Here is a 22959-nt window from a genome sequence, read left to right on the forward strand (position 1 = left end):
TGTTGCTCCTAGCCTTTGACGGCGCCGGCGGTCATGCCTGAGACCACGGCCCTGCGGAATACCAGCACCAGGATGGCGACCGGCAGGATCGCCACCACGGATGCCGCGAAAATGGTCCCGTACGGAACCTCGAACTCTGCCCCGAACAGGGCGATGCCCACCGGCACCGTCCGGAAGCGGTCCTCGGCGTTGAAGGTCATCGCCATCAGGAACTCCGTGAAGCAGGCCGTGAAGGTGAAGATCCCGGCGGTGAACAGGCCCGGCCGGGCGGCGGGCAGGATGATCGAGAACACCGTGCGCGTCACCGAGGCGCCGTCCATCCGCGCCGATTCCTCCAGCTCGAACGGCAGGTCCTTGAGGTAGTTGCGCATGATCCACACCGCGAAGGGCAGGTTGAAGGCGATGTAGGGCAGGATCAGCCCCTGGTAGCTGTTCAGCATGCCCAGCGACCGCTCCAGCAGGTACAGCGGGGTGACCACGGCGATCGTCGGAAACACCGAGATCACCAGCAGGCCCACCAGCATGGGACCCTTGCCGCGCACCGGCAGCCGGGCCAGGGCGTACCCGGCCAGCAGGGCCAGCAGCAGCACCACGGCCGTGGCCGTGAGTGCGATCAGGACGCTGTTGAACATGTACGTACCGAACGAATACTGGCCGAACGCCTCACGGTAGTGCTCCAGGCTCGGCTCGCGGGGCAGCAGGGTGGGCGGCAGCGAGCCCAGCTCCGCGGAAGGCTTGAACGAGCTGGCGAACAGCCAGTAGATGGGCGCGGCGGTGAGCACGGCAATCACCACGGCGCTGATGTTGATGGTGTTGATATAGCGGCGCCAGCCCCTGCGGGTGCGGTTCCTCATGGCTTCTCCTCGTTGACCTGGGAGCGGAAGGCCCGCAGCGACAGCAGGCAGGCGATCAGGACCAGGGCCCCGGTGGTTACCGCCACGGCGGCGCCGGTGCCCAGGTTCAGGCTCTGGAACATGACTTTCCAGCCGAGCAGGGCCAGCGACTCCGTGGATGTTCCCGGGCCTCCGCCGGTGAGGACGAACGGCAGGTCGAAGACGCCGAAGGCCTGCAGCACCCGGAACAGGACGGCGATCGCCAGCGTCGCGGACAGCTGCGGCAGGGTCACCTGCCAGAAGGTCTGCCAGGTGTTCGCGCCGTCGAGTTCGGCGGCCTCATAGATATCCCCCGGGATGGCCACCAGCCCGGCGAGGACGATGATCGCCACGAACGGCGTGGTCTTCCAGATGTCGGCGACCATCATTGCGGTGATGGCCGAGGCCGGTTCGCCCAGGATCACCGGGTCGCCGCCGAAGAGATCGAAGACCCACGAGATGGCGCCATAGGCGGAGTTGTACAGATAGGACCACAGCTGCGCTGAGATCACCGTGATCATGGCCCAGGGGATCAGGAGCAGGGCCATCATCCAGCCCCGCCAGCTGGTCAGCCGCTCCAGGACCAGCGCCACGAGGGTGCCCAGGATCAGTTCGATGACCACGGTGACCACGGTGTAGAAGATGGTGAACAGGGCCGCGTAGGCCCAGCGGCCGCTGCTGAACAGCGCCGCGTAGTTGTCGGTGGTGAACCCGGTGAGCGCAAAGCCGGTGTAGCCCAGTTCCACCTTCGAGAAGCTCATCGCGATGGAGAAGGCAATGGGGAACAGGGTCACCAGACCCACCACGGCCAGTGTGGGGCTGAGGTAGATCCAGCCGGTGCGGGCGGCCGAGCTGGAGAGCCGGCGGCGGCGCGGCGGCGGGGACGCCGGCCCGCGGGCCGGCTCCGGGCGGGCGGGGGCGGTGACGGCCATCAGAGGCTCCTTCCATCCAGCGCGGAGCGGATGCCGCGGGTCACCGCCGCCAGACCGTCGGCGGCGGGTGTGCTGCCGGCCAGGACGCCGTTGACGTTGCCGTAGACCGACTGGGAGATCTGGGCGTAGTAGGGCGAGGCGGTGGGCCGGGGCACCAGGTCGTTGTCCACGCTGGCCGCGATCACCGGCGAGAGCTCCTGCACCTCGGGCGAGGTGCGCACCGCATCCAGGGCGGGAACCACGGTGGAGCGCTCGGCGAGCTGCTGCTGGGTCTCCGCGCTGGTCAGCCAGGTCAGGAAGGCCAGCGACGCGCCCAGCTGCTCGGTGTGGGGGTTGATGTACACGTTCCAGCCGCCCACCGTGGAGGCACGGACGTCGTTGTCTCCGAAGGCCGGCATGGCCGTGACGCCCACGTTGCCGGCGACGGCGGAGCTTTCGGGGTTCTCGGCGCTGGCGTAGGCGTAGGCCCAGTTGCGCAGGAACGCCGCGTCGCCGTTGGTGAAGGTCTGCAGGGCCTGGGGTTCCTGATAAGTGGGCACGCCGCGGGAGCTGACCCCGTCCTCGATCAGCCCGCGCATGAAGTCCACGGCCTCGGCGGCCTCGGGGCTGTCGGTGCCCGGTCCGCTGAGGTCCTCGGCGACCAGGGTGCCGCCGGCGGCGGCCACGAACTCGTTGGTCACGGCGGTCAGCCCCTCGTAGGAGGCGCCGGGCCAGGCGATGCCGTCGCTGACCTCGCCGGCCTCCTGCAGCGTCCGGGCCTGCTCGGCCACCTGCTGCCAGGTGGTGGGCACGGGCAGGCCGTGCTTTTCCAGCAGATCGGTGCGGTAGTAGAGGAACGCCTGGTCCAGGGTCAGGGGCATGCCGTACACCTGTCCCTCATAGCTGGCGCCCGCCACGATCGCCTCGTCGAACCCTTCGAACCAGTCCTCGGGCAGGTAGCTGTCAATCGGCAGCGCCAGCCCGGCGTCGGCCAGCTGGGCCGCCCAGGAGATGTCTCCGTTGTAGACATCCGGGGTGGCGGCGCCGCCCATGATCTGGGTGGCCAGGCTGGCCCGGTTGGTGTCCGTGTTGGTCGGAGCGCTGATGACTTCGACATCGATGTTCGGATGCTCCGCCTCGAACTGCTCGACAAGCCACACCCGGGCGTCGTCGGCGCGGTTGCCGAACGGGGAGGCCTGCCAGGTGATGGTGACCGGGGAGGTCGGTTCCGATGTGCTCTGCCCGGCGACCGGGTCCTCGTTGCCCGGCGGCGAACAGCCGGCGGTGCCCAGCAGGAGTCCCGCCGTCCCCAACACCGCCGCCGCCCGCAGGCTTCGCTTGTGCGCCATAACCCTCGTGCTCCCTTCGCAAACGCTTGCGTAGTTCACGGATAATGATTGGGAGCGCCAGGCCGTGATTGGCACACCCTTGATGCCGCACAGCACAAACTAGCACGCTGTCAGCGTCCTGCAGCGGCGAAAACAGCACGCAAGCGTTTGCGAATCCGTCTAGCATTGTCCTGTGCCTCTCCCCCCTCCCCAGCATCCGGACCGGCAGCACCGTCCGGTGACCATGGCCGACGTCGCGCGCGCCGCCCAGGTGGCCCTGTCCACCGTGTCCCGGGCACTGGGCGGCAGGCCGGGCGTCTCGGACGAGCAGCGCGAACGCATCCTGGCCGTGGCCCGCGAGCTGGACTACGCCGTCTCCCCGGCTGCCTCCGGGCTGGCCTCCGGCCGGACGAGAGCCGTAGGCGTGCTGGTGCCGCATATCGACCGCTGGTTCCACTCCACCGTGCTGGCAGGACTCGAGGACGGGCTGCGGGACACGGGAATGGACCTGCTGCTCTACCGCGCCGAAAGCGCCGGGGAACGGTCCGCCTTCTTTTCCGCACTGCCTTTCCGCCGCCGGGTGGACGCCCTGGCCGTCGTCGCGATCTCGCTCTCCGACGCCGAAACCGCCGCCCTGGCCGGCCACGGCATTCCCGTGATCGGCATCAGCTGCCGCCTGCCCGGGCAGCGGATGGTGGGGATCGACGACGCCGCCGGCGCCGCGGCCGCCGTCCGGCACCTGACCAACCTGGGACACAGCCGGATCGCCGTCATCCGCACCACCACCATGACCGGCAGCTACGGAGCCGCCTCCGTTGAGCGCTACCGGGGCTACCGGCAGGCCATGGCCGAACGCGGACTGGAGGTGCCGGATGCCTATGTGGCGTCCGCGCCCTGGGGCGTGGAGGGCGGAGCCGAGGCGATGGCGCAGCTGCTCGCTTCCTCCTCTCCGCCGACGGCCGTGTTCTGCGAGTCCGATGAGGTTGCCATCGGGGCGCTGCGCACGCTGCGGCGCTCCAACCTGGTGCCGGGCCGGGAGCTCTCCGTGATGGGGTTCGACGACCACCTGATGGCTGACCTGCTGGATCTTTCCACCGTGGCCCAGCCGGTCCAGGACCAGGGCCGCATCGGAGCGGACATGCTGCTCGCAGCCCTGGGCCGGGGTGAGGCCAACCCGGCGGAGGTCGTGCTGCCCACCCGGCTGGTGGTGCGCGGCACCACCGCCTCACCCGGAGGCAGGTAGGCCGGCATCCGAAACGCGGCTGTACATCAGCGGCAACACGGCTGAAACATGCCGCTGACAAAATTCAGGCCATGTTCCTCACCCCGTCAGATACCGACAAGCTGCTGCTCAGCGTGGCCGGCATGGTGGCCCGGGACCGCCGCGGCCGCGGCGTCAGGCTGAACTATCCCGAAGCGGTCGCCCTGCTCTCGTGCTGGGTTATCGAACGCGCCCGCGAGGGGGCGCTCGTCACGGACCTGATGAGCGAGGGCCGCAGGGTGCTGGCCCGGGAGGACGTCATGGAAGGCGTGCCCGAAATGATTCCCGATCTGCAGATCGAAGCCACCTTTCCGGACGGGCGCAAGCTCGTGACCATCACGGATCCGATCTCATGAGCACCCCGATGGTCCCCGGCGAAATCCGCACCGGCACCGGTGCGTTGGAGCTCAACGCCGGGCGCGAGACGCGCACCCTGGTCGTCACCAACGACGGCGACCGCCCGGTGCAGATCGGCTCCCACTTCCACTTCGCCGACGTCAACGCCGCCCTGCGCTTCGACCGTGAGGCCGCCGCCGGGTTCCGGCTGGGCGTCCCGGCGGGCACCGCCGTCCGGTTCGAGCCCGGCGCCTCGCGTGAGGTCCTGCTCGTGCGACTGGCCGGCACGGGCACGGTTCCGGGGCTGCGGCTGCCCGGGGGCCCGGCCGCCGCATCGTCCACCGACCCGTCAGGAGCCTGAGCCATGCAGATCAGCCGGCACGAATATGCCCACCTCTACGGCCCCACGGTGGGTGACAGCATCCGCCTGGCCGATACGGATCTGTGGATCAGCCCGGAGAAGGACTACACCTTCGGCGGCGACGAATCCGTCTTCGGCGGCGGCAAGAACATCCGCGAGTCCATGGCCCAGTCCACCCGCACCTCCGACCAGGGCGCTCCGGACCTGGTCATCACCAACGTGCTCATCGTGGACCACTGGGGCATCGTCCGGGCCGACGTCGGCGTCCGCAGCGGCCGGATCGCCGGGATCGGCAAGGCCGGCAACCCGGACATCATGGACGGCGTCGACCCGGCCCTGGTGATCGGGCCGGGCACCGAGATCATCGCCGGCGAGGGGCGGATCCTGACCGCCGGCGGCATTGACACCCACGTCCACCTGCTCGGCCCCGAGGCGCTGCGCGAGGCACTCGCCGCCGGCATCACGACCGTCGGCGGCGGCGGCACCGGCCCGGGGGAGGGCTCCAAGGCCACCACCGTCACGCCGGGGCGCTGGAACCTGGAAACCATGCACCGGGCGCTGGACGGGCTGCCGCTGAACTTCCTGCTCTACGGCAAGGGCAACACGGTCAGCGCCGCAGCCCTGGAGGAACAGGCGCTGGCCGGCGCGGCCGGCTACAAGGTGCACGAGGACTGGGGCTCGACGCCGGCCGCCATCGACGCCGCGCTCACGGCGGCGGACCGGTGGGGCGTCCAGGTGGCGCTGCATGCCGATTCGCTCAACGAGGCCGGCTACGTGCAGGACACCCTCGCGGCGATCGGCGGCCGCGGCATCCATATCTTCCACGCCGAGGGTGCCGGCGGCGGGCATGCGCCGGACATCATCACGGCGGCCGCGGCGTCGAACGTCCTGCCGGCCTCCACCAACCCCACGCTGCCGTTCACCGTCAACACCGTGGCCGAGCACCTGGACATGCTGATGGTCTGCCATCACCTGAACCCGCGCATCCCCGAGGACCTGGCCTTCGCCGAGTCCCGGATCCGGGCGAACACCATGATGGCCGAGGACGTCCTGCAGGACCTGGGCGCCATGTCCATCACCTCCTCCGACGCGCAGGCCATGGGCCGCATCGGGGAAACCATCACCCGCACCTGGCAGATGGCGCATGTCATGAAGGACTACATGGGACCGGCGGAGTCCGCGCTCCCGGCGGACAACGAGCGGGTGCGCCGGTACATCGCCAAGTACACGATCTGCCCCGCAGTGGCCCACGGCATCGACCACGAGGTCGGCTCCGTGGAGGTCGGGAAGATGGCGGACCTGGTGCTGTGGAACCCGGCGTTCTTCGGCATCCGCCCGCACGTGGTGATCAAGGGCGGAGCCATCGTGGCCGGGCAGATGGGTGACCCCAACGCGTCCCTGCCCACCCCGCAGCCGGTCTGGATGCGCGAATCGCTGGCCGCGGCGCCGTCGTCGGCTCCGCATCTGTCCACCACCTTCGTCGCGCCGGCCGCGCTGGAGGACGGGCTGGCGGACCGGCTGGGCCTCACCCGGCGGCTCACGGCGATCCATTCCACCCGCGGAGTCACAAAGGCCTCGCTGCCGAACAACACGGCGCTGCCGGACATCCGGGTGAACCCGGAGACGTTCATGGTCAGCATCGACGGGCAGGTCATCGAGCCCCGGCCGGCCACAGAGCTGCCGCTGACCCAGCGCTACGCGCTGTTCTAGCCATGGGTCCCACCGCGCTTCCCGATCCGGCGGGATACCTCGCCGGGTTCCTGCTCGCCGACTCGAGGCTGCCCTCGGGCGCTTACTCGCACTCCGCGGGCCTGGAACCGGCGGTCCTGGCCGGGCTCGACGTCGACGGCGTCTATCCGTATCTGCTGGCCCGGCTGAACACGGTGGTGCGCACGGAGACCGCCGCCGCTGTCCTGGCGCACCGGATCGCCTCCGGGCAGTCCGGCTGCTCCTACCCGGAGGTGGAGCGGGCGCTGGATGCGCGCACCCCCTCCCCCGCCCAGCGGGATGCGTCCCGGCGGCTGGGCCGCGGCATGCTGCGCCTGGCCGGAACCGTACGGCCGGAGCATCCGGCGGTGATGGCCCTGCGCGCCGAAGTGCCGCGCCCCACCCGGCCCGTGGCGCTGGGCGTCACGGCCGCGGCGCTGGGCATGGGCGCCGAGCCGCTGGCCCGGCTGTGCTGCTACGACGACGCGCAGTCCGTGGTCGCCGCCGCGCTGAAGCTGCTGCCGGTGGATCCGATGCGCGGCACCGGCTGGATTCTGGACGCCGCCGCCGAGATGGACGCCGTCACGCATGCCGCCCTGCAGACCTGCACGCCGGAGGACATTCCGGCGCTCAGCGCTCCCTGGATGGAGCACTGGGCCGAAGACCACACCGAAAGAACAAGGAGGCTGTTCGTTGCCTGAGAACACCACACCCGCCCGTTCCCTGCGCCTCGGCGTTGCCGGCCCCGTGGGCACCGGCAAGAGCTCGCTGATCGCCACCATCTGCCGGGCCATGTCCGGTGAACTGCAGATCGGCGTCATCACCAACGACATCTACACCGACGAGGACGCCCGGTTCCTGCGCTCCGCCGGTGTGCTTCCGGCCGAACGCATCCGTGCCGTGGAGACCGGTGCGTGCCCGCACACGGCCATCCGTGACGACGTCACCACCAACCTCCTCGCCGTGGAGGACCTGGAGGCGGACTTCTCCCCGCTGGACCTGGTCCTGGTGGAGTCCGGCGGCGACAACCTCACCGCCACCTTCTCCCCCGCGCTGGTGGACGCGCAGATCTTCGTGCTCGACGTCGCCGGCGGCGGTGACGTTGCACGCAAGGGCGGGCCCGGCATCGCGCGGGCGGATCTGCTGGTGATCAACAAGATCGACCTCGCTGAGCACGTGGACGTCGACGTGGAGCAGATGGTCGCCGACGCGACGGCCGCCCGGGAGGGCGGGCCTGTGCTGGCGCTGTCCCGCAAGCGCGAGGCCACCGTCGCGGAGCTGGCCGATTGGGTGCGCGGCATGGTGCAGCGCCACCGCGCCGGTGCACACGTGCCGCAGGATCCGGGACCGATGGCCCCGCACTTCCACGCCGATGAGGACGGCGGGTACATGCACAGCCACGACGGGGAGCCCGGTGCCCTCCACAGCCACTGATACCGGGCTCACGGCGGACCGCCCGACGGCGGCCGGCGCCGACCAGCGCACGGGCCCGGGTGCGGAACAGGCCTGCGGAGCCGGTGCCTTCCCGGGCACCGGGCCCGACCCGGCGGCGTCGTTCCGGCCTACCCGGATCACCGCCGAGTGCCACGGCGGCAGGGCCAGGTTCACGGAGCTGGACCAGGGCCACTACCTCGCGCCGCGGCCGGTCCGCGGCGCGTTTCCGCCCGCCCCCAACCACGTGAGAGTGGCGTTGATCGGCATCCACATGATGCTGCTGGGCGGCGATGACGTGCGGCTGCAGGTCCGGGTAGGGCCCGGGACCGTCCTGGAGGTCGTCGAGCCCGCCGGGATGGTGGCCTACAACGCCGACGGCGTCGCCTCCCGCTGGAGTCTCGACGCGCATCTGGAGCCGGGTGCGGCGCTGATCTGGGAGGGCGCCCCGTTCATCGTTGCGAACGGGGCCAACGTGCAGCGCCAAACCCGGATCACCCAGGCCGCCGGAGCCCGTGCCCTGATCAGGGAGACCCTGGTGCTGGGCCGCTCGGGCGAGCAGGGCGGGGCCCTGCGGAGCATCACCCGGCTGACCGGGCCCGACGGCGACCTGCTGTATGAGGACCTGGACCTGACCGGGCCGCGACGCCGCGCCGTCGGCGTCCTGGGCGACGCCAAGGTCCTCGCGGGCGCCACCGCTGCCGGCTGGCGTCCCGCTCCCCTCCCGGAGGGGCCGGCGGCAGGAAGCCATCCCGCCGCGGGAATCGTCGACGGCGGCACGGCGCGGCGCTTCGACCTGGCCGGGGACGGCGCCGTACTGCGGGCCCTGACGGGCACCGGCCACGCCGTGGACCGTCAGCTGGACGCGGGCTGGAACGCCTGGAAGGACGAGCTGCTGGGTCGGTCCGGCCCGGCCTGACCCCGCACGACCGCAGGTGCCGGAGGCCGTGTCCTTCGCCCCAAGCGGTGTTCCCCGTTATCCTCGGCGCACAGCATCACTCCGCTCGGCGGCAACCGGCACGCCGGCGGACACCTCCGGGGGAAGGGTTGCCGCTGATGGCCGACCGAAGCACGATACTGGCAGACCGGGACTTCCGGCTGTGGTTTTCCGGCCGCACCCTGTCGCTGACCGGCACCGAGGCGAGCGCCGTCGCGCTTCCCATCCTGGTGTACGGCCAGTCCGGCAGCGTATTCCTCACCTCGCTCGTCTCCACCATGATGCTGCTGCCGCACCTGCTGTTCGGCCTGTTCGCGGGCGCGGTCGCCGACCGGGCCAACCGACGACGGATCCTGGTCACGGCGGAGGTCGTGGCCGCAGCCGCCCTGGCCGTGGTTCCGGTCATGGCCGTGTTCGGCCTGCACTCCCCGGCCGCGGTGCTTGCGGTGACATTTGTCGTCTGGACCTGCTCGGTATGGTTTGACGCCGCCGCGTTCGGCGGGCTGTTCCGCCTGGTCGGCCGGGAGGGCCTGGCGTCGGCGAACTCCCTCGTCTGGTCCTCCGGTGCGGCCGCGGGAGCGATCGCCCCGGCCCTGGCCGGAGCGGTCATTGCGTTCTCCTCCGCCGAAGCCGTGCTTCTGGCGGACGCCCTGACCTGCCTTGCCTCGGCCGTGCTGCTCCTGCGGGTGCGCACGGCGCTGTCCGAACCCGGTGAAGAACGCGCACCACGCGGGGGGCACCGGACGGGGCTGTCCGCTGACATCCGAGAGGGGCTCGCCTACGTGTGGCACGAGCCCCGCGTCCGGGCCCTGAGTCTGGCAACGGCAGGGCTCACCCTGTCGTCGGGCGCGGTCATCGGAATCCTCGTCGTCTACGTTGACCGGCAGCTCGACAGCGGCGCCGACTGGCTCCTGGGGTTCATGCTTGCGGCCGGAGCAGCGGGCGCGTTCGTCCTGACCCTCGCGATGCCGCGGCTCGGAGCCCTGTTGGGGCCGGGTCGGCTGGCCGTCTGCGCCTTCCTCGCCCTGGTTCCCCTGACCCTGGTGCTCGCGTGGACGGCCACTGTGTGGATCGCGGTGGGCGCCTGGGTGCTGTGGTCCGGTGTTCGAACCCTCGCCGTCGCCAACGCGATCACGCTGCGCCAGGAGCTCACTCCGGACGCGCTGCAGGGACGGGTCAACACCACCGGGCGGCTCATCTCCCTCGGCGGCATGCCCCTTGGCACCCTCCTCGGCGGCGTCGCGGCCTCCGTGGCCGGAGTCCAGCTGACCTACCTGTTCGCCGCGCTTCCGGTACTGGTCGCCGGCCTCTACCTGTTGGCCTCCCCCGTACGCTTCTATCGGCCCGCTCCCGAAGTGGGCGAACCGGCCGACGGCGCCGGCTCGACGACGTCGGGCTAGCCGTCCGCGGTTGCCGGACGGGTGAACCACTGCCGGGGCAGCCAGGCTGCCTGCTCGGCGGTCCCGTCCAGCAGGGCCACCAGGACGTCCACGCCGACGGCGGCTGACTTTCCCGCCCAGCGGCTGGTGGGAAAGCAGCAAGCGCGCAGCACGGTCCCGCGCGGCGAGGGCTCCAGGTCAAGCCGCACGGCGAGGGCAACCCCCTTGGTCCGCAGAGGCGGACGCAGCCAAAGCGTGCGCCCCCGCTCCGCGAGGATGCTGAAGCCCAATTCCCTGGCCGCCCGGGACACCGCCGTCTGCGTGTCCTCCGGGCCCGTCGCCACGGGCAGTTCCGCGCGGGCCACCTGCCGACGGCCGGAGGCAGCGACGTGCCGCCCTGTTTTCTGCACCCTCCGCCGTGCGCTCCACCCCGCCCAGGCGGCCCCTCCCCAGAGAAACACCGCCGTCAGACCCGCAATGCCCAGGAAGACAGGGTCCGGCGGACCGGGTACGAGCCACACCGCAACGGCAGCCAGTGTCACGGTGATCAACGCGTTGGCAGCGATCAGCAGCCACAACAGTCTGTCGTTGTCCTTATCAAGCCCTCGGTCGCGCACGTAGTCGGCGGGAATGCGAGCCAGCCTGATGTACCGCCGCTCGTTCTCCACGACGATTCCACAAGCGAGCCCTGCCCCGTGAGCCAGCGCCAAGGCGGTGAACCAAGGGTCTTTGTCTCCCCATCCCAGCCATTGATAGCCCAGGCCGAGCAGATACCCGACGCCGCCCGCGACCGGCAACAGCACCAGGCCGAGCAGCTGCAGCTTCCGGATCCGGGACATGGCGCGGAGGCTATTCCGGACTCTACGCAGCCGCAAGCGAGGCAGGTGCAGGGCCTGCGCGCGCCGGACGGCGGCTGCGCCGTCGGGCAGGGCATGGTTGGCTGGGTGCACACAGCTTCCGCCGCGAAAGGACCGCACGATGAGCATGCCCGGCTTCACCCGTTACGAGGAGTTCGCCGTGCCGGTCAACGGAATCACCGTCACCGGACGGATCAGCCGCCAGGATCGACCGGCGCCGGGTACAGGCTCCCCGGCCAAGCCGCCCCTGCTGCTGCTGCACGGGCACCCGGAAACCCACCTGATGTGGCACCGGATTGCGGATGACCTGGCAGAGCACTTCACCGTCGTAGCCCCGGACCTGCGGGGCTACGGAGGCTCTTCCAAACCGGAGGGCGCGGCCGACCACTCGACCTACAGCAAGCGGGAGATGGCCCGGGACGCGGTGGCCCTCATGGAGCACTTCGGCGCCGAACGGGGATTCAGCAGGTTCGCGCTATGTGCCCACGACCGGGGTGCCAGGGTGGGCCACCGGCTGCTGCTCGACCATCCCGGCGTGGTCACCCGGGCCATGTTCCTGGACATCGCCCCGACCCTGGATATGTACGCCGCCACCAACCGCGAGTTCGCAGAAGCGTACTTCCACTGGTTCTTCCTGATCCAGCCCGCACCGCTGCCCGAGGCGTTGATCGAAGCCAACCCGCGGGCCTACATCGAGAACATCATCGGCTCCCGCTACGCCGGCCTGGGCCCCTTCCCCGCGCCGGTCCTGGACGCCTACGTCGCGGCACTCTCCTCCCCCGGCGCCGTGGCCGCCATGTGCGAGGACTACCGGGCCTCCGCCACCATCGACCTGGAGCACGACCGGGCCGACCGCGGCGCCGGTACCGCTCCGGACGTCCCGCTGCGCGTGCTGTGGGGCAGGCACGGCGTCATCGAAGCGCTCTTTGATCCGCTGGCCCTGTGGGGCAAGGCGGTGCCCGGCGCCACCGGCAGGGCCGTGGACGCCGGGCACTATCTCCCTGAGGAGGCCCCGGAGGAGGTGCTTGCCGAGATCCTGGACTTCTTCCCGGGCCGGTAATCACCTCGCCCGTCAAGGCGTGCTTCCGGACGTCAGTAGATGATGCCGAAGACCCACACGGCCAGGGTGAAGGTCACCAGGGTGGTCAGCACCAGGGCGATGAGGTTCAGCCATACGCCGGCCTTCACCATGTCCACGATCTGCACGTGCCCGGAGGAGAAGGCGATGGCGTTCGGCGGGGTCGCCACCGGCAGCATGAAGGCGCAGGTCGCCGCGATGGCCACCGGAATCACCAGGAGCAGCGGATCGACGCCCAGGCCCAGGGCCACGCCGCCGATCAGCGGCAGGAAGGTGGCCGCCGTCGCGGTGTTGCTGGTCAGCTCCGTCAGGAACAGCACCAGGGCGGCGATCAGCAGGACGATGAGGACCAGCGGCAGCGGTTCCAGCCCGGAGACTTTGGTACCGATCCATTCGCTGAGCCCGCTCGCGGTGAACCGGGAGGACAGGGCCAGGCCGCCGCCGAACAGGATCAGGATGTCCCACGGCAGTTCCTTGGCGCTGGACCAGTCCAGCAGCGGGGTGCCCTTGCGGATGTTGGCGGGGATGATGAACAGCAGCACCGCCACGCCCATGGCGATGACGGCGTCGGCAATCAGCGAGTCCGGCCAGAGCAGCGGGACCGTGATCCAGGAGGCGGCGGCCAGCACAAAGATGGCCAGGACCTGGCGCTCCCCCACGGACATCCGGCCGAGCTTGCGGTATTCACTCTGGATCATCTCCCTGCCGCCGGGGATCTCGGTGATTTCAGGCTTGAAGATGACGAAGGTCAGCAGGTACCAGGCCAACGCCATGAAGATGGCCGCGAGCGGAACCCCGACCAGCATCCACTGGCCAAAGCCGATGTTCACATCGTGGGCGTCCGCCATGTAGCCGACCATGAGGGCGTTGGGCGGGGTGCCGATGATGGTGCCGAGGGAACCGATGGACGCGGCGTAGGCGATCCCGAGCATCAGCGCGATGCTGAAGTTCCGGGGCGCCTTTTTCTCCTCGTTGAGGTTGGCGACCAGGGTCAGCACGGACAGGCCGATCGGCAGCATCATGACCGCCGTGGCCGTGTTGGAGACCCACATGCTGAGGAACCCGGTGGCGACCATGAAGCCGGCGATCAGCTGCCGGGGTTTGGTGCCGACCAGCAGCACGGTGGCCAGTGCTATGCGCCGGTGCAGGTTCCAGCGCTGCAGTGCCAAGGCGAGGAAGAATCCGCCCATGAACAGGAAGATGATGGGGTCGGCATACGGAGCGGCCGTCTCCTTGATGGGAGACACCCCGAGCGCCGGAAACAACACCAGCGGCAACAGCGCCGTCGCCGCGAGCGGAATCGCCTCGGTCATCCACCAGACGGCCATCAGCACCGCGACGGCGGCGGTGGCCCGGGCGGGCTGGGCCAGGTCCTGGGGCATGACCAGATAGATCACCGCTCCCAGCACGACGCCGAGCACCAGCCCCGCGCGTTTGCGCAGCAGGACGCGGCGGTCTTCGGCGGGGGCCAGCATCCCCGGCGCGGTTTCGTTGTGGGTCTCGGTTGCAGGGCTTGCCACGTTGCAGTCCTCCAGTCGGGTTCACGGGGGGTCCGTCCATCCAACCGCAGGACTTCCCGCAGCGCAAAGAAGCCCGTGCCCGCCGTCCTGCTCGGAACGGCGGGCACGGGCCCGGTGTGCAGCCGCGGCTTACGGGATCAGCACCAGCCTGATCGGGTTGCCTTCCTTGCGGTCCAGGGCCATGACGGCCTTCTCGGCGTCGGCCAGGGGCAGGCGGCCGCTGACTGAGCGGGCGAAGTCCAGCCGGCCGAGCCGGGTCAGGTCGACCAGCTGCGGCACGTGCTGGGCTTCGGATCCGTAGTGGCCCAAGATCTGCCGGCGGGCGTAGGAGAAGCCGGTGCTGTCCGCGATGGTGATGGGGGTGCCGCTCAGCCCCACCAGGACCAGCCGGCCCTTGAGCCCGAGGCTGGCCAGCGCCTGCGTGCGCACGGCATCCACCCCGGCAAAGTCCAGGGCGACGTCGAGCCCCCGGCCGCCGGTGGCGGTCTTCAGCGCTGTCGCAAAACCCGGGTCGAGCGGGTCCAGCGCGACGTCGGCACCGAAGTCGAGCGCACGCTGCCGGGCTTCGGGAAGCGGATCGACGGCGATGATCGGCGCGGCGCCGACCAGGCGGAGCAGCTGGACGCCGTGGGCTCCCAGCCCGCCGATGCCCCAGACGCCCACGGCTTCGCCGGCGCGCACATCGGCGGTTCCGGCGATGGCGCCCCAGGGCGTGGACACGGCGTCGGGAATGATGGCGGCCTGGTCAAAGGGAATCTCATCCGCCAGCGGCACCAGCACGCCGGCCGGCACGCAGACATACTCGGCCCAGCCGCCGTCGTAGTCCACGCCCATGGTCAGCGTGGCGCCGTTGTGCTCGTATCCGGCCTGGATCACCACCCGGTCACCGGGGCTCACCCGATGCTGGGTCCCCGGGCCGGGCAGGTCCACCGTCCCTGCGACCTCATGCCCGAGGGTGACTTCGCTGCCCTTGAGGAACTGCGGCTTCAGCAGCCCCTGGATCAGGTGGACATCTGAGAGGCACACTCCGGCAGCCTCCACCTTGACCCGCACGAACCCCGGCCCCGGCTCCGGGACGGGTACCTCCACCATCGCGAACGTCCCGCTTTCGACGTTCAGCCGCCCTGCCATCATGGTTGCTGCAGACACGCAATCTCCCCTTCTCCAGACGATCCGGACTTTGTAAGCCCGAGGCTACTCCCTTAAGCGTCTGGCCAAGCGGAGCATCACAACGCCTCACCTCCCACCCGGGGCCCGTCTCAGCAAACGGCCCGAGCAAAAGTGAAAGCCCCGGGAGGGCTCGGAGGAAGGCGGCTTTAATATTCTTTGCGAGCCCTGCGAGCAAAGAATTTCGTTGCCGCCGTTCCGAGCCCTCCCGGGGCGACCCGGCCCGAAACGTGAGCCCCGGACGGGGAACCTGCCGGACCTACCCCTCCAAAATCACCTTCAGCGCCTTGGTCTCCGCCGCATTTCCGAAGGTCTCATACGCCTGCATGATGTCCTGCAGGGGGAAGCGGTGGCTGATGAACGGATCGGCGTTCAGCTTCCCCTCCGCCACCAGCCGCAGCAGTGTGGCAAGGGTGTTGGTGTTCACCAGCCCAGTGCTGATGTTGATGTTCTGGATCCAGAGGTCCTGCATATCGAGCGACACCGGGGATCCGTGCACGCCGACGTTGGCCACATTGCCGCCGGGGCGGACGATCTGCGTGCACATCTGCAGCGTCTGCGGGATGCCCACCGCCTCAACGGCGACGTCGACTCCCCATCCGTCGGTTTCGGCCAGGACCTGTTCGCGCCAGTTGGGGCCGCCGGAGTTGACGCCGTGGGTGGCGCCGAATTTCCGGGCCTGCTCGATGCGGTTGTCGTCCAGGTCGACGGCGATGACCTTGCTGGCGCCGTAGAGCCCGGCGGTGAGCATGACGGAGAGTCCGACCGGCCCGGCGCCGACGACGGCGACGACATCGCCGGGCTTGACCTTCCCGTATTCGACGCCGATTTCGAACCCGGTGGGCAGGATGTCGCTGAGCAGGACGCCGTGCTCGCCCTTGACGTTTTCCGGCAGCGCGTACATGGAGGTGTCGGCGTAGGGAACGCGGACGTATTCGGCCTGGGTGCCGTCGATCAGGTGGCCGAAGATCCAGCCGATGCCGACCTGGCCTTCCTCGCCGAGGCAGTGCGAGTACAGCCCGTCACGGCAGAAGGTGCACTGGGCGTCCGCGCACACGCAGGAGAGGATGACCTTGTCACCGACCTTGAAGTTGGTGACCGAGTCGCCCAGCTCGGTGATGGTGCCCACGCCCTCGTGTCCCAGGATGCGGCCGGGGGTCACGGCGGGCACGTCCCCTTTGAGGATGTGCAGGTCGGTGCCGCAGATGGTGGTGGTGTCGATGCGGACGATCGCATCCCGCGGGTGCTGGAGGGTGGGATCCGGGACGTCCTTCCAGGACTTCTGGCCGGGACCTTCGTAAACGAGCGCTTTCATGGGAGTCCTTGTCTCGTTGCGGAATCCGACTCCGCCGGGGCCACCCGCGGCGCCGTTCGGGCATCGGGATGGTGACGGTTGCCCGCCGGATGCGGGGCGACGTCGGCTCATTCCAGCGTAGGGCGGGGCTGTGGGGACCGGAAGGGATGCCGCGGGCACTGCCCGCCCGGGCGCGGTTATCGTCCGTCGAGGTAATACCATCGTCCGTCGCGGCGGAGGAACCGGCTGAATTCCTCCTGCACGCCCCGGCCCTCCGGAGACCGCCAATAGGCCTTGAAGTGCACCGTTCCCTCCGTGTCCAGCGGCCCGCCGGAAGCAGCCCCGACAATGTCCAGCCGGCGCCACTGCAGGTCCGGATCCAGGTCCAGCTCCCGGGGACGGGTATCCGGATGCCAGGTCCGCAGGAGGTAGTCGCTGTCGCCGAGGGCGAAGGCGCTGTACCGGGACCGCATCAGCGCTTCGGCGGTGGGGGCCGGTGCACCGGCATGGAACCGCCCGCAGCAGGAGGGGTAGTCCTCACCGCTCAGGCAGGGGCAGCGGCTCGGTTCAGGGGGCAGGGCGGGTGGCAGGGCGGCGTCGGTCACCGTTCCAGTATCCCCCGCGGCTCAGCGGCGCCGGCCGCGGCTCAGGGCGAGGCCGGCGGCCGGTCGAGGGAACTGCCGGTCCAGCCGCTGCTGCCGGGCACCGGCTCTGCGTCGGCTGCCTGGCCGATCCGCCCGGAGGCCAGGATGACGGCCATGGTCAGCACCGTAACGGCCAGCAGGGCCAGCAGGGTGCGCCCGGCGGTGCGCCGTCCGGCAGGCACGGGCAGGGCCGCCGAAGCGATGGACAGCCGGCCCGCCGGAAGCATGGCACTGAAGGCAGCCGGGCCGGGTCCCCGGCCGATGGCCCGGCCGGCACCCGGTGCCCCGGCGGCCCCGCCGGCCCCGGGAAGGCGGCCGATTGACGGAGGCGTGGGCGGCGGCGGGACGGCGCGGCTGATCCCCTGCCTGATCCCGTCGGCCGTGGTCAGGGTGGGCAGCGGCACCAGCCCGGCGGCATCCGCAGCCGCCGCACCGGCAGGATCTTCGGCGGCCCGGCCTGCCCCTGGCGCGGCGTTCGACGAGGGGCCGGGCGGCGTTGTTGCCCGGGGTTCCGGGGACTCGGCTTCCTCCCAGCGGAAGCCCAGCAGTTCGGCGGCCACCGCCGCTGCCTCAGGCCGCCGGGCAGGATCGCGGTCGGTCATGCTCGGGAGCAGGCGCCGCCAGGGTTCCGCGAGGCCCTCCGGAACGGCCGGGTCCCGGCTGAGCCGGGCGACGGCGGATTCCACCGCACTGCCGCTGAACTCAACCCGCCCGGTGAGGCATTCCAGCAGGACCAGTCCAAGGGAATACACGTCGCTGGCCGTCGTGGCGGAGGAGCCGGAGGCCTGTTCGGGGCTGAGGTAGTTGGCTGTGCCCAGGGTGGCCCCGGTGGCGGTCAGCCGGGCGCCGTCGATCATGCGGGCGATGCCGAAGTCGGTCAACTGGGCGCGCGGCGGCATGCCGGGAACCGTGGCGGGCAGCAGGATGTTCGCCGGCTTCACGTCGCGGTGGATGACGCCGCGGGCATGGATGTACGCCAGGGCACCGGCGAGCTCCGCCCCCACGTGTGCGGCTTCGAAGGCCGTCATCGGCGGGCCCTCCCGCAGGCGCTTGCGCAGGTCCGGCCCGTCCACCAGCTCCATGACGAGGAAGGCCCGGGGTTCTCCGGCAGCCCCGTCATCCCGGCCGGCGTCGTCCTTGCCGGCGTCGAACAACGTCACCAGGCCGGGGTGGGAAAGCGAAGCCAGGAGCCGCATCTCCGTTTCCTGCCTGCCGACGTCGTCCGGATCGACGGCGCTTGCCCGGAACATCTTGACCGCCACATGGCGTCCGAGGACTTCGTCCTGCCCCCGGAAGACGGTGGCCATGCCCCCGTGGCCAATGGGTTCGACGAGCCGGTAACGGCCTGCGATAAGCCTTGTCAGGCCATCTGCTGAGCTTGATTCCATAGCTGCAACCCTCTCTCGGCCCTTAAAGCGTAGCCGAGCAATTGAGCAGCGTAGATGGGCCGGAACCTCTTTTTTTTGCCCTGTTCCGCCCCCTCGTGCGGGGCCGTGTTCTGCGGTAAACTGCCCGGCCGCCGAACGCGGAAAGCCCCCTTCCACCGGCGGTGGAAGGGGGCTTTCCGGACAGCGGTTCGACAGCTACGAAACGGCGTCGAGGATGGCATCCACCACCTGGTAGACGCCCAGCACCACGAACAGCGCTGCGGTCAGGCCCAGCGCGATGTTGGTGTGCAGCCGGTTGGCCCATTCCTTGGGAATCCGGCGGCCGTTGAGCAGGCCGATCAGGGTGACCGCCAGGAAGGGCATGAACAGCGAGCCGAGCACGCCGTAGATGAGGATCAGGGCGATCGGCTTCCCGAGGATGAACAGCAGCATGGGCGGGAAGGTGAGCCAGATCAGGTAGAACTTGAAGTACCGGCCGCCGACGCGGGTGTCGGGGTGGCCGGATTCCTTGCCCCGCATGTTGCCCCAGAAGTCTGCGAACATCAGCGAAACGCCGTTCCACACGCCGATGATGGAGGAGAACGACGCGGCCCAGAAGCCGATCAGGAACCCGGTGCCGATGACCTCGCCGTAGCGTTCGTTGAGGACCTTGGAGAGGTCCAGCAGGCCCGCGTCACCGGCGCTCAGGGCCACCCCCGCGCTGCGGACAACCTCTGCACCGACGATGAGCATCGCGATGACGAAGATGCCGGTCATGATGTAGGCCGCCGAGTTGTCGATGCGCATGACGCGCATCCACTTCGGCGTGTGCCAGCCCTTCTCGCGCAGCCAGTAGCCGTAGGCTGCCAGGGTGATGGTGCCGCCCACACCGCCGGCCAGCGCGAGGGTGTAGAAGACAGCGCCGTCGCCCGAGGGAATCATGGGCACCAGGCCGGTGAGCATCTCCGGAATGTTCGGCACGGCGATCACCGCGAGTCCCACCACGGTGACGAACATCAGCCCGACGAGGACGGCGGTGATCTTCTCGAAGGTCGCGTAACGGCCGAACCAGACCATCAGGAAGCCGCCGAGGCCCATGAGGATGGCCCAGGCCCAGAGTGGCATGACCGGGAAGAGCGCGTGCAGGGGCAGCGCCGCGGAGGACATCGCCGTCGCGCCGTAGACGAAGCCCCAGATCATGATGTAGGGGCCGAAGTACCAGGTGGTCCAGCGTCCCAGGGAACGCCAGCCTTCGAAGATGGTGCGGCCGGTGGCGAGGCTGTAGCGGCCGGCACCCTCCACCAGGATGATCTTCAGGATCACGCCGAGCACCACGGCCCAAAGCAGGCCGTAGCCGAACCGGGATCCCGCCACCAGGGTGGCGACCATGTCCGCGGCGCCGACGCCGGTCGCGGCCACGACGAGGCCGGGGCCGATGATCTTCCATTTGGCGGGCCGGCCGCCGTCGTTGTCGACCCGCTCGGGGGCCGCGGAGGGGCCGCCGGGGTAATTGCTGTCCACAGACACTGCAGAGTTCCTAACTCAATAAGGGTGCGTCCGGCGTACTCCTTTCGGCAGTGTGGCTGCCGTCACCGGACCGTATGCATTCTCTCACATGCATACTTCGCCGCCGTTCCGGGAGCAGGCGTCGCTGTGGCCGGTTGAGCCTGCCGATACCCGGGTCGACTGGTGGGGCCAAAGAGGTCGGAAATTTCCGTGGACGGTGCCGTGCGGGTCAGGCCGCCGGCATGGTGCCGTGCAGGGAGGCCGGTATCCACTGCATGAAGATCCGGGCCGTGGTCGGTCCGACCCCGTCGAAGGCCAGCAGCCGGTGTTCCAGGTCCCCGGCGGAACCGGAGCTGCGCAGCATTGACTTGACGCTGCCGTACCGGCTGGCAACGGCGGCCATGGTCCGATGCAGTTCATCGTCCTCGAGCCACCGATAGTGTCGATATCCGCCTTCGACCAGCAGGGCGCTCAGGTCTTCCCGGCTGATGCCGGCGAATGCCTCGGGACTGGTCAGGCCGTGGTCGATGAGCACGTGGTAGGTCCGCGCGGCTGTCGCCTGTTCAATGCGGTTTCCGAACAGCAGGCTGGCCAGGAACCAGCGGTAGAGCGCCTCGGGGTCTCCGCCGGCGGTGTCGATGCCCAGGTCCGCGGGTGTCATGCGCTTCTTGGCCGTTGTCATTTCTTCACGGTACGTTCGGCCGGCCGCAGGCGACAGGTGCAGCGCCTGGCGGGACAGGGAAAAGGCGGGGCACCGGCCCTCCGGCCGCCGCCCCGCCTCTGACAGTCCCTGCTCAGATGGCCTGGATGTTTACTGCCTGGGGGCCCTTGGGACCCTGTTCGGTGTCGAAGGAGACCTTCTGGTTCTCCTCGAGGGACCGGTATCCGGTGGCGTTGATAGCGGAGTAGTGGGCGAAGACGTCGGCGCTGCCGTCGTCCGGCTCGATGAACCCGAAGCCCTTTTCAGCGTTGAACCATTTCACGGTGCCTGTTGCCATGTTCTTTTCATCCTTCTGTGCGAGCCCTCCGACCTTCGGAAGGCTCCCAAGCTGCTGCGGTTCCGCCGGCCATCCATATGAAAAAGCGGCTGCACCCGCTGCCGGGTATCGCCGCTGGAACTGCTTACATGCCGCGCAACAACTTGTCCGTGAGTCTACCGACGGGCCGCGGAGCGCAACACCCCCGCGGACGGTTTGCGCCGGTTGTTCGCGGATTGTCCTTCATCCGTTCATTTCCTCGCCGCCTCGGCCATATCCCGCGTCCTCGGCCACGGCGGGGACGGCAAGGTCGATGAGGCACCGGGTGGACCCGGAACGGGGCCGCGCCTTAAAACACGAAGGGCAGGACGCGAAAGCGTCCTGCCCAACGGGTAAGCGGATGCTTACAGACCGGAGATGTTCACGGCCTGCGGGCCCTTGGGGCCCTGCTCGGTGTCGAAGGAGACCTTCTGGTTCTCTTCGAGGGAGCGGTAGCCATTGGAGTTGATGGCGGAGTAGTGGGCGAAGACGTCGGCGCTGCCGTCGTCGGGCTCGATGAAGCCGAAGCCCTTTTCAGCGTTGAACCACTTCACGGTACCTGTAGCCATTTTGTTCTTCTTTCTGCTCGAAACCGGCCCCGACCTTCGGGGCAGTCTCAGTCGCGGTGTCTCTTTGCCGCTTCTACAGAAAAAACGGCTGGCCCGGATGGGTTCGCCGCTTTGTAATACAAAATGCGCAACACAACAACTGCGTTCCACTATACACACACAGCCGGGTTTCACCTAATCAGCGGGGCGCCGCACTGTCCGCGGCGGGGAGGAACCACCGCTTTTCACCCCCGCCTGACCAGGTCCGACGGGATCAGATGAGCCATCGGGATGTCTGCGATCAGCGCCGGGTCCAGCAGCACGCCCCGGCGCAGCACGCTGACATCTCCCGTGGGCTCGATGATCACCGCGGCCACCTCGGAAAAGTCCCGGATGCCTGCCTCCCGCAGTTTGGACATCAGCTCGGTCCTTTGGACTCCGGCACGGGGCAGGTTTTCATGCAGGATTTCCGCTCCGGCCATCAGCAGGATGGGGCGCACGGAGAGCATCGGCCCCCAGCGGGTGCGGCGCAGCGCATTCTCCAGGCGCATCATGCCGAACATTGTTGCCAGGCCGATGATGCCGGCTGCCAGCGACGGCGTGTACCCGAGCACGACGCGGCCCAGCACGGATCCGAGCGCGATGACGATGGCCGTGTCGAAGGTGGACCATCGGCCCAGCGCCCGCTGGCCCAGCACCCGGATCATCAGGTAGCAGGCGGTGTAGATGCCAACGGCGCTGATCACCACGAGCAGTGCGGCCAGCGGGGTAATGCCGAGGTTTTCCCACATGCTGTTCCTCCTAGCCGGCGCCGGCACACGAGGGACGCGGCAGGGCGGCCGGCGCAGGGTTGGAAGCGACCGGGCCAGGCCATGATCGTAACGACCGGGGGCAGCGCGGCGGAAGGCGGCGGCGGGAAGGGGCCGCGGGCGGTCAGGGAAAGACCGCGGCGCCGAGGTAGGGGGCCACACGTTCCCGCTGTGCGGCGGTGAGGCGCTGCAGGGCGCCGCTGCCCGCCTGGACAAAGGCCAGGGTGGTTTCCGCCCGGGCACAGACCAGCTCCGTCACCGGGTCCCGGACCAGGTAGGCGATGGTGAGGCTGGCCGGTTTCAGCGCGGAGATCCAGACATCGACCCGGGCCGGAATGTTCCGGTATTCCAGGGGCGCCGTGTATTTGACCCGGTGTTCGGCGACCAGGGCCTGCACGCCGTCGGGCACGTCGCTGAACAGCGCCGCAACCGGCTCCCTCCCGGGAGCGCCGGTTCCGCCCGGAGGCCCGAACGCATGGATCCGTGCCTCTTCAAGCAGGCGCAGCACCTCAACGTTGTTCACATGGCCGTAGGCGTCCATATCGCCCCAGCGCATGGGTACGGAGCAGGTGATGACCTGCGGTTCTGTCGGCATGGCTTTGATTCTGGCACAGCAGCGCCCCGGGGCCG

Annotated in this window: 24 protein-coding genes; 9 read left to right on the plus strand and 15 right to left on the minus strand. The window is 69.5% G+C overall.

The window, feature by feature from the left end; genetic code table 11:
* Window positions 1–8: 8 nt before the first annotated feature.
* Genes AC5RV6_RS13180 through AC5RV6_RS13190 form a run of 3 tightly spaced genes read right to left on the minus strand, consistent with a single transcriptional unit; the run spans window position 9 to window position 3132 of the window.
* Window positions 9–854 carry a carbohydrate ABC transporter permease gene (locus AC5RV6_RS13180; RefSeq protein WP_494007774.1) on the minus strand — a complete coding sequence of 282 codons (846 nt, stop codon included), beginning with the start codon at window positions 852–854 and terminating at the stop codon, window positions 9–11.
* Window positions 851–1804 (minus strand): carbohydrate ABC transporter permease, encoded by a 954-nt coding sequence (locus tag AC5RV6_RS13185; RefSeq protein ID WP_494007775.1) that lies wholly within the window; start codon window positions 1802–1804, stop codon window positions 851–853. The genes AC5RV6_RS13180 and AC5RV6_RS13185 overlap by 4 nt, the downstream gene beginning before the upstream one ends.
* Window positions 1804–3132, minus strand: coding sequence for an ABC transporter substrate-binding protein (locus AC5RV6_RS13190; RefSeq protein ID WP_494007776.1), 1329 nt, complete (start codon window positions 3130–3132; stop codon window positions 1804–1806). Before AC5RV6_RS13190 ends, AC5RV6_RS13185 begins: the two co-directional genes overlap by 1 nt.
* Before the next feature lie 172 nt (window positions 3133–3304).
* Between AC5RV6_RS13190 and AC5RV6_RS13195 the strand changes: the two genes are divergently transcribed.
* The 8 genes from AC5RV6_RS13195 to AC5RV6_RS13230 all read left to right on the plus strand — a co-directional run bounded on the left by AC5RV6_RS13195 (window position 3305) and on the right by AC5RV6_RS13230 (window position 10544).
* A complete protein-coding gene (locus tag AC5RV6_RS13195) occupies window positions 3305–4354 on the plus strand; it encodes a LacI family DNA-binding transcriptional regulator (RefSeq protein ID WP_494007777.1) in 1050 nt (349 codons plus the stop codon).
* Window positions 4355–4425: 71 nt separating this feature from the next.
* The gene (locus AC5RV6_RS13200; protein ID WP_494007778.1) at window positions 4426–4728 is read left to right on the plus strand and encodes an urease subunit gamma; all 303 of its coding nucleotides are present in this window, start codon (window positions 4426–4428) and stop codon (window positions 4726–4728) included.
* Entirely contained in the window at window positions 4725–5069 is a 345-nt protein-coding gene (locus AC5RV6_RS13205; protein WP_494007779.1) for an urease subunit beta, read from the plus strand. Before AC5RV6_RS13200 ends, AC5RV6_RS13205 begins: the two co-directional genes overlap by 4 nt.
* Window positions 5070–5072: 3 nt before the next feature.
* Window positions 5073–6779 carry an urease subunit alpha gene (locus tag AC5RV6_RS13210; RefSeq protein WP_494007780.1) on the plus strand — a complete coding sequence of 569 codons (1707 nt, stop codon included), beginning with the start codon at window positions 5073–5075 and terminating at the stop codon, window positions 6777–6779.
* A gap of 2 nt (window positions 6780–6781) precedes the next feature.
* Window positions 6782–7477: an urease accessory protein UreF gene (locus AC5RV6_RS13215; RefSeq protein WP_494007781.1), complete on the plus strand. Its 696-nt coding sequence runs from the start codon at window positions 6782–6784 to the stop codon at window positions 7475–7477.
* Complete coding sequence (gene ureG, locus AC5RV6_RS13220) at window positions 7470–8210, plus strand: urease accessory protein UreG (protein ID WP_494007782.1); 741 nt, start codon at window positions 7470–7472, stop codon at window positions 8208–8210. The genes AC5RV6_RS13215 and ureG overlap by 8 nt, the downstream gene beginning before the upstream one ends.
* Complete coding sequence (locus AC5RV6_RS13225; protein WP_494007783.1) at window positions 8191–9126, plus strand: urease accessory protein UreD; 936 nt, start codon at window positions 8191–8193, stop codon at window positions 9124–9126. Before ureG ends, AC5RV6_RS13225 begins: the two co-directional genes overlap by 20 nt.
* Before the next feature lie 137 nt (window positions 9127–9263).
* Entirely contained in the window at window positions 9264–10544 is a 1281-nt protein-coding gene (locus AC5RV6_RS13230) for an MFS transporter (protein ID WP_494007784.1), read from the plus strand.
* Here the strand turns inward: AC5RV6_RS13230 and AC5RV6_RS13235 are convergent.
* A complete protein-coding gene (locus tag AC5RV6_RS13235; RefSeq protein WP_494007785.1) occupies window positions 10541–11362 on the minus strand; it encodes a hypothetical protein in 822 nt (273 codons plus the stop codon). The genes AC5RV6_RS13230 and AC5RV6_RS13235 overlap by 4 nt on opposite strands.
* A 139-nt stretch (window positions 11363–11501) precedes the next feature.
* On the opposite strand from AC5RV6_RS13235, the gene AC5RV6_RS13240 reads away from it, so the two are divergent.
* A complete protein-coding gene (locus AC5RV6_RS13240) occupies window positions 11502–12440 on the plus strand; it encodes an alpha/beta fold hydrolase (RefSeq protein WP_494007786.1) in 939 nt (312 codons plus the stop codon).
* 32 nt (window positions 12441–12472) lie between these two features.
* On the opposite strand, the gene AC5RV6_RS13245 is transcribed toward AC5RV6_RS13240, so the two are convergent.
* From AC5RV6_RS13245 to AC5RV6_RS13295, 11 genes are all read right to left on the minus strand, one after another.
* On the minus strand, window positions 12473–13933 hold the full coding sequence (locus tag AC5RV6_RS13245; RefSeq protein ID WP_494008094.1) for an SLC13 family permease: 1461 nt from the start codon (window positions 13931–13933) through the stop codon (window positions 12473–12475).
* A gap of 174 nt (window positions 13934–14107) precedes the next feature.
* Entirely contained in the window at window positions 14108–15127 is a 1020-nt protein-coding gene (locus tag AC5RV6_RS13250; protein ID WP_494007787.1) for a zinc-binding dehydrogenase, read from the minus strand.
* 277 nt (window positions 15128–15404) lie between these two features.
* A complete protein-coding gene (locus AC5RV6_RS13255) occupies window positions 15405–16460 on the minus strand; it encodes a zinc-dependent alcohol dehydrogenase family protein (RefSeq protein ID WP_494007788.1) in 1056 nt (351 codons plus the stop codon).
* Between the two features lie 176 nt (window positions 16461–16636).
* Window positions 16637–17044: a YchJ family protein gene (locus tag AC5RV6_RS13260; RefSeq protein WP_494007789.1), complete on the minus strand. Its 408-nt coding sequence runs from the start codon at window positions 17042–17044 to the stop codon at window positions 16637–16639.
* A 41-nt stretch (window positions 17045–17085) separates the two neighbouring features.
* Window positions 17086–18471: a serine/threonine-protein kinase gene (locus tag AC5RV6_RS13265; protein ID WP_494007790.1), complete on the minus strand. Its 1386-nt coding sequence runs from the start codon at window positions 18469–18471 to the stop codon at window positions 17086–17088.
* Between the two features lie 195 nt (window positions 18472–18666).
* On the minus strand, window positions 18667–19977 hold the full coding sequence (locus AC5RV6_RS13270) for an Nramp family divalent metal transporter (protein ID WP_494007791.1): 1311 nt from the start codon (window positions 19975–19977) through the stop codon (window positions 18667–18669).
* 208 nt (window positions 19978–20185) lie between these two features.
* Window positions 20186–20638 (minus strand): HhH-GDP family DNA glycosylase, encoded by a 453-nt coding sequence (locus tag AC5RV6_RS13275; protein ID WP_494007792.1) that lies wholly within the window; start codon window positions 20636–20638, stop codon window positions 20186–20188.
* A 112-nt stretch (window positions 20639–20750) separates the two neighbouring features.
* Window positions 20751–20954, minus strand: coding sequence for a cold-shock protein (locus tag AC5RV6_RS13280; protein ID WP_494007793.1), 204 nt, complete (start codon window positions 20952–20954; stop codon window positions 20751–20753).
* 383 nt (window positions 20955–21337) lie between these two features.
* Window positions 21338–21541, minus strand: a complete 204-nt coding sequence (locus AC5RV6_RS13285; protein WP_494007794.1) for a cold-shock protein — start codon at window positions 21539–21541, stop codon at window positions 21338–21340.
* 224 nt (window positions 21542–21765) lie between these two features.
* On the minus strand, window positions 21766–22311 hold the full coding sequence (locus tag AC5RV6_RS13290) for a DUF421 domain-containing protein (RefSeq protein WP_494007795.1): 546 nt from the start codon (window positions 22309–22311) through the stop codon (window positions 21766–21768).
* Window positions 22312–22453: 142 nt separating this feature from the next.
* Complete coding sequence (locus tag AC5RV6_RS13295; RefSeq protein ID WP_494007796.1) at window positions 22454–22924, minus strand: acyl-CoA thioesterase; 471 nt, start codon at window positions 22922–22924, stop codon at window positions 22454–22456.
* Window positions 22925–22959: the final 35 nt, after the last annotated feature.

The sequence above is a fragment of the Arthrobacter saudimassiliensis genome (assembly GCF_059090665.1).

What these genes read in the sequence shown, in the direction of transcription:
- AC5RV6_RS13180 (WP_494007774.1), bottom strand. Translation starts at nt 854, where the DNA reads ATGAGGAACCGCACCCGCAGGGGCTGGCGCCGCTATATCAACACCATC.
- AC5RV6_RS13185 (WP_494007775.1), bottom strand. Translation starts at nt 1,804, where the DNA reads ATGGCCGTCACCGCCCCCGCCCGCCCGGAGCCGGCCCGCGGGCCGGCG.
- AC5RV6_RS13190 (WP_494007776.1), bottom strand. Translation starts at nt 3,132, where the DNA reads ATGGCGCACAAGCGAAGCCTGCGGGCGGCGGCGGTGTTGGGGACGGCG.
- AC5RV6_RS13200 (WP_494007778.1), top strand. Translation starts at nt 4,426, where the DNA reads ATGTTCCTCACCCCGTCAGATACCGACAAGCTGCTGCTCAGCGTGGCC.
- AC5RV6_RS13205 (WP_494007779.1), top strand. Translation starts at nt 4,725, where the DNA reads ATGAGCACCCCGATGGTCCCCGGCGAAATCCGCACCGGCACCGGTGCG.
- AC5RV6_RS13210 (WP_494007780.1), top strand. Translation starts at nt 5,073, where the DNA reads ATGCAGATCAGCCGGCACGAATATGCCCACCTCTACGGCCCCACGGTG.
- AC5RV6_RS13215 (WP_494007781.1), top strand. Translation starts at nt 6,782, where the DNA reads ATGGGTCCCACCGCGCTTCCCGATCCGGCGGGATACCTCGCCGGGTTC.
- AC5RV6_RS13230 (WP_494007784.1), top strand. Translation starts at nt 9,264, where the DNA reads ATGGCCGACCGAAGCACGATACTGGCAGACCGGGACTTCCGGCTGTGG.
- AC5RV6_RS13235 (WP_494007785.1), bottom strand. Translation starts at nt 11,362, where the DNA reads ATGTCCCGGATCCGGAAGCTGCAGCTGCTCGGCCTGGTGCTGTTGCCG.
- AC5RV6_RS13240 (WP_494007786.1), top strand. Translation starts at nt 11,502, where the DNA reads ATGAGCATGCCCGGCTTCACCCGTTACGAGGAGTTCGCCGTGCCGGTC.
- AC5RV6_RS13245 (WP_494008094.1), bottom strand. Translation starts at nt 13,933, where the DNA reads ATGCTGGCCCCCGCCGAAGACCGCCGCGTCCTGCTGCGCAAACGCGCG.
- AC5RV6_RS13255 (WP_494007788.1), bottom strand. Translation starts at nt 16,460, where the DNA reads ATGAAAGCGCTCGTTTACGAAGGTCCCGGCCAGAAGTCCTGGAAGGAC.
- AC5RV6_RS13265 (WP_494007790.1), bottom strand. Translation starts at nt 18,471, where the DNA reads ATGGAATCAAGCTCAGCAGATGGCCTGACAAGGCTTATCGCAGGCCGT.
- AC5RV6_RS13275 (WP_494007792.1), bottom strand. Translation starts at nt 20,638, where the DNA reads ATGACAACGGCCAAGAAGCGCATGACACCCGCGGACCTGGGCATCGAC.
- AC5RV6_RS13280 (WP_494007793.1), bottom strand. Translation starts at nt 20,954, where the DNA reads ATGGCAACAGGCACCGTGAAATGGTTCAACGCTGAAAAGGGCTTCGGG.
- AC5RV6_RS13285 (WP_494007794.1), bottom strand. Translation starts at nt 21,541, where the DNA reads ATGGCTACAGGTACCGTGAAGTGGTTCAACGCTGAAAAGGGCTTCGGC.
- AC5RV6_RS13290 (WP_494007795.1), bottom strand. Translation starts at nt 22,311, where the DNA reads ATGTGGGAAAACCTCGGCATTACCCCGCTGGCCGCACTGCTCGTGGTG.
- AC5RV6_RS13295 (WP_494007796.1), bottom strand. Translation starts at nt 22,924, where the DNA reads ATGCCGACAGAACCGCAGGTCATCACCTGCTCCGTACCCATGCGCTGG.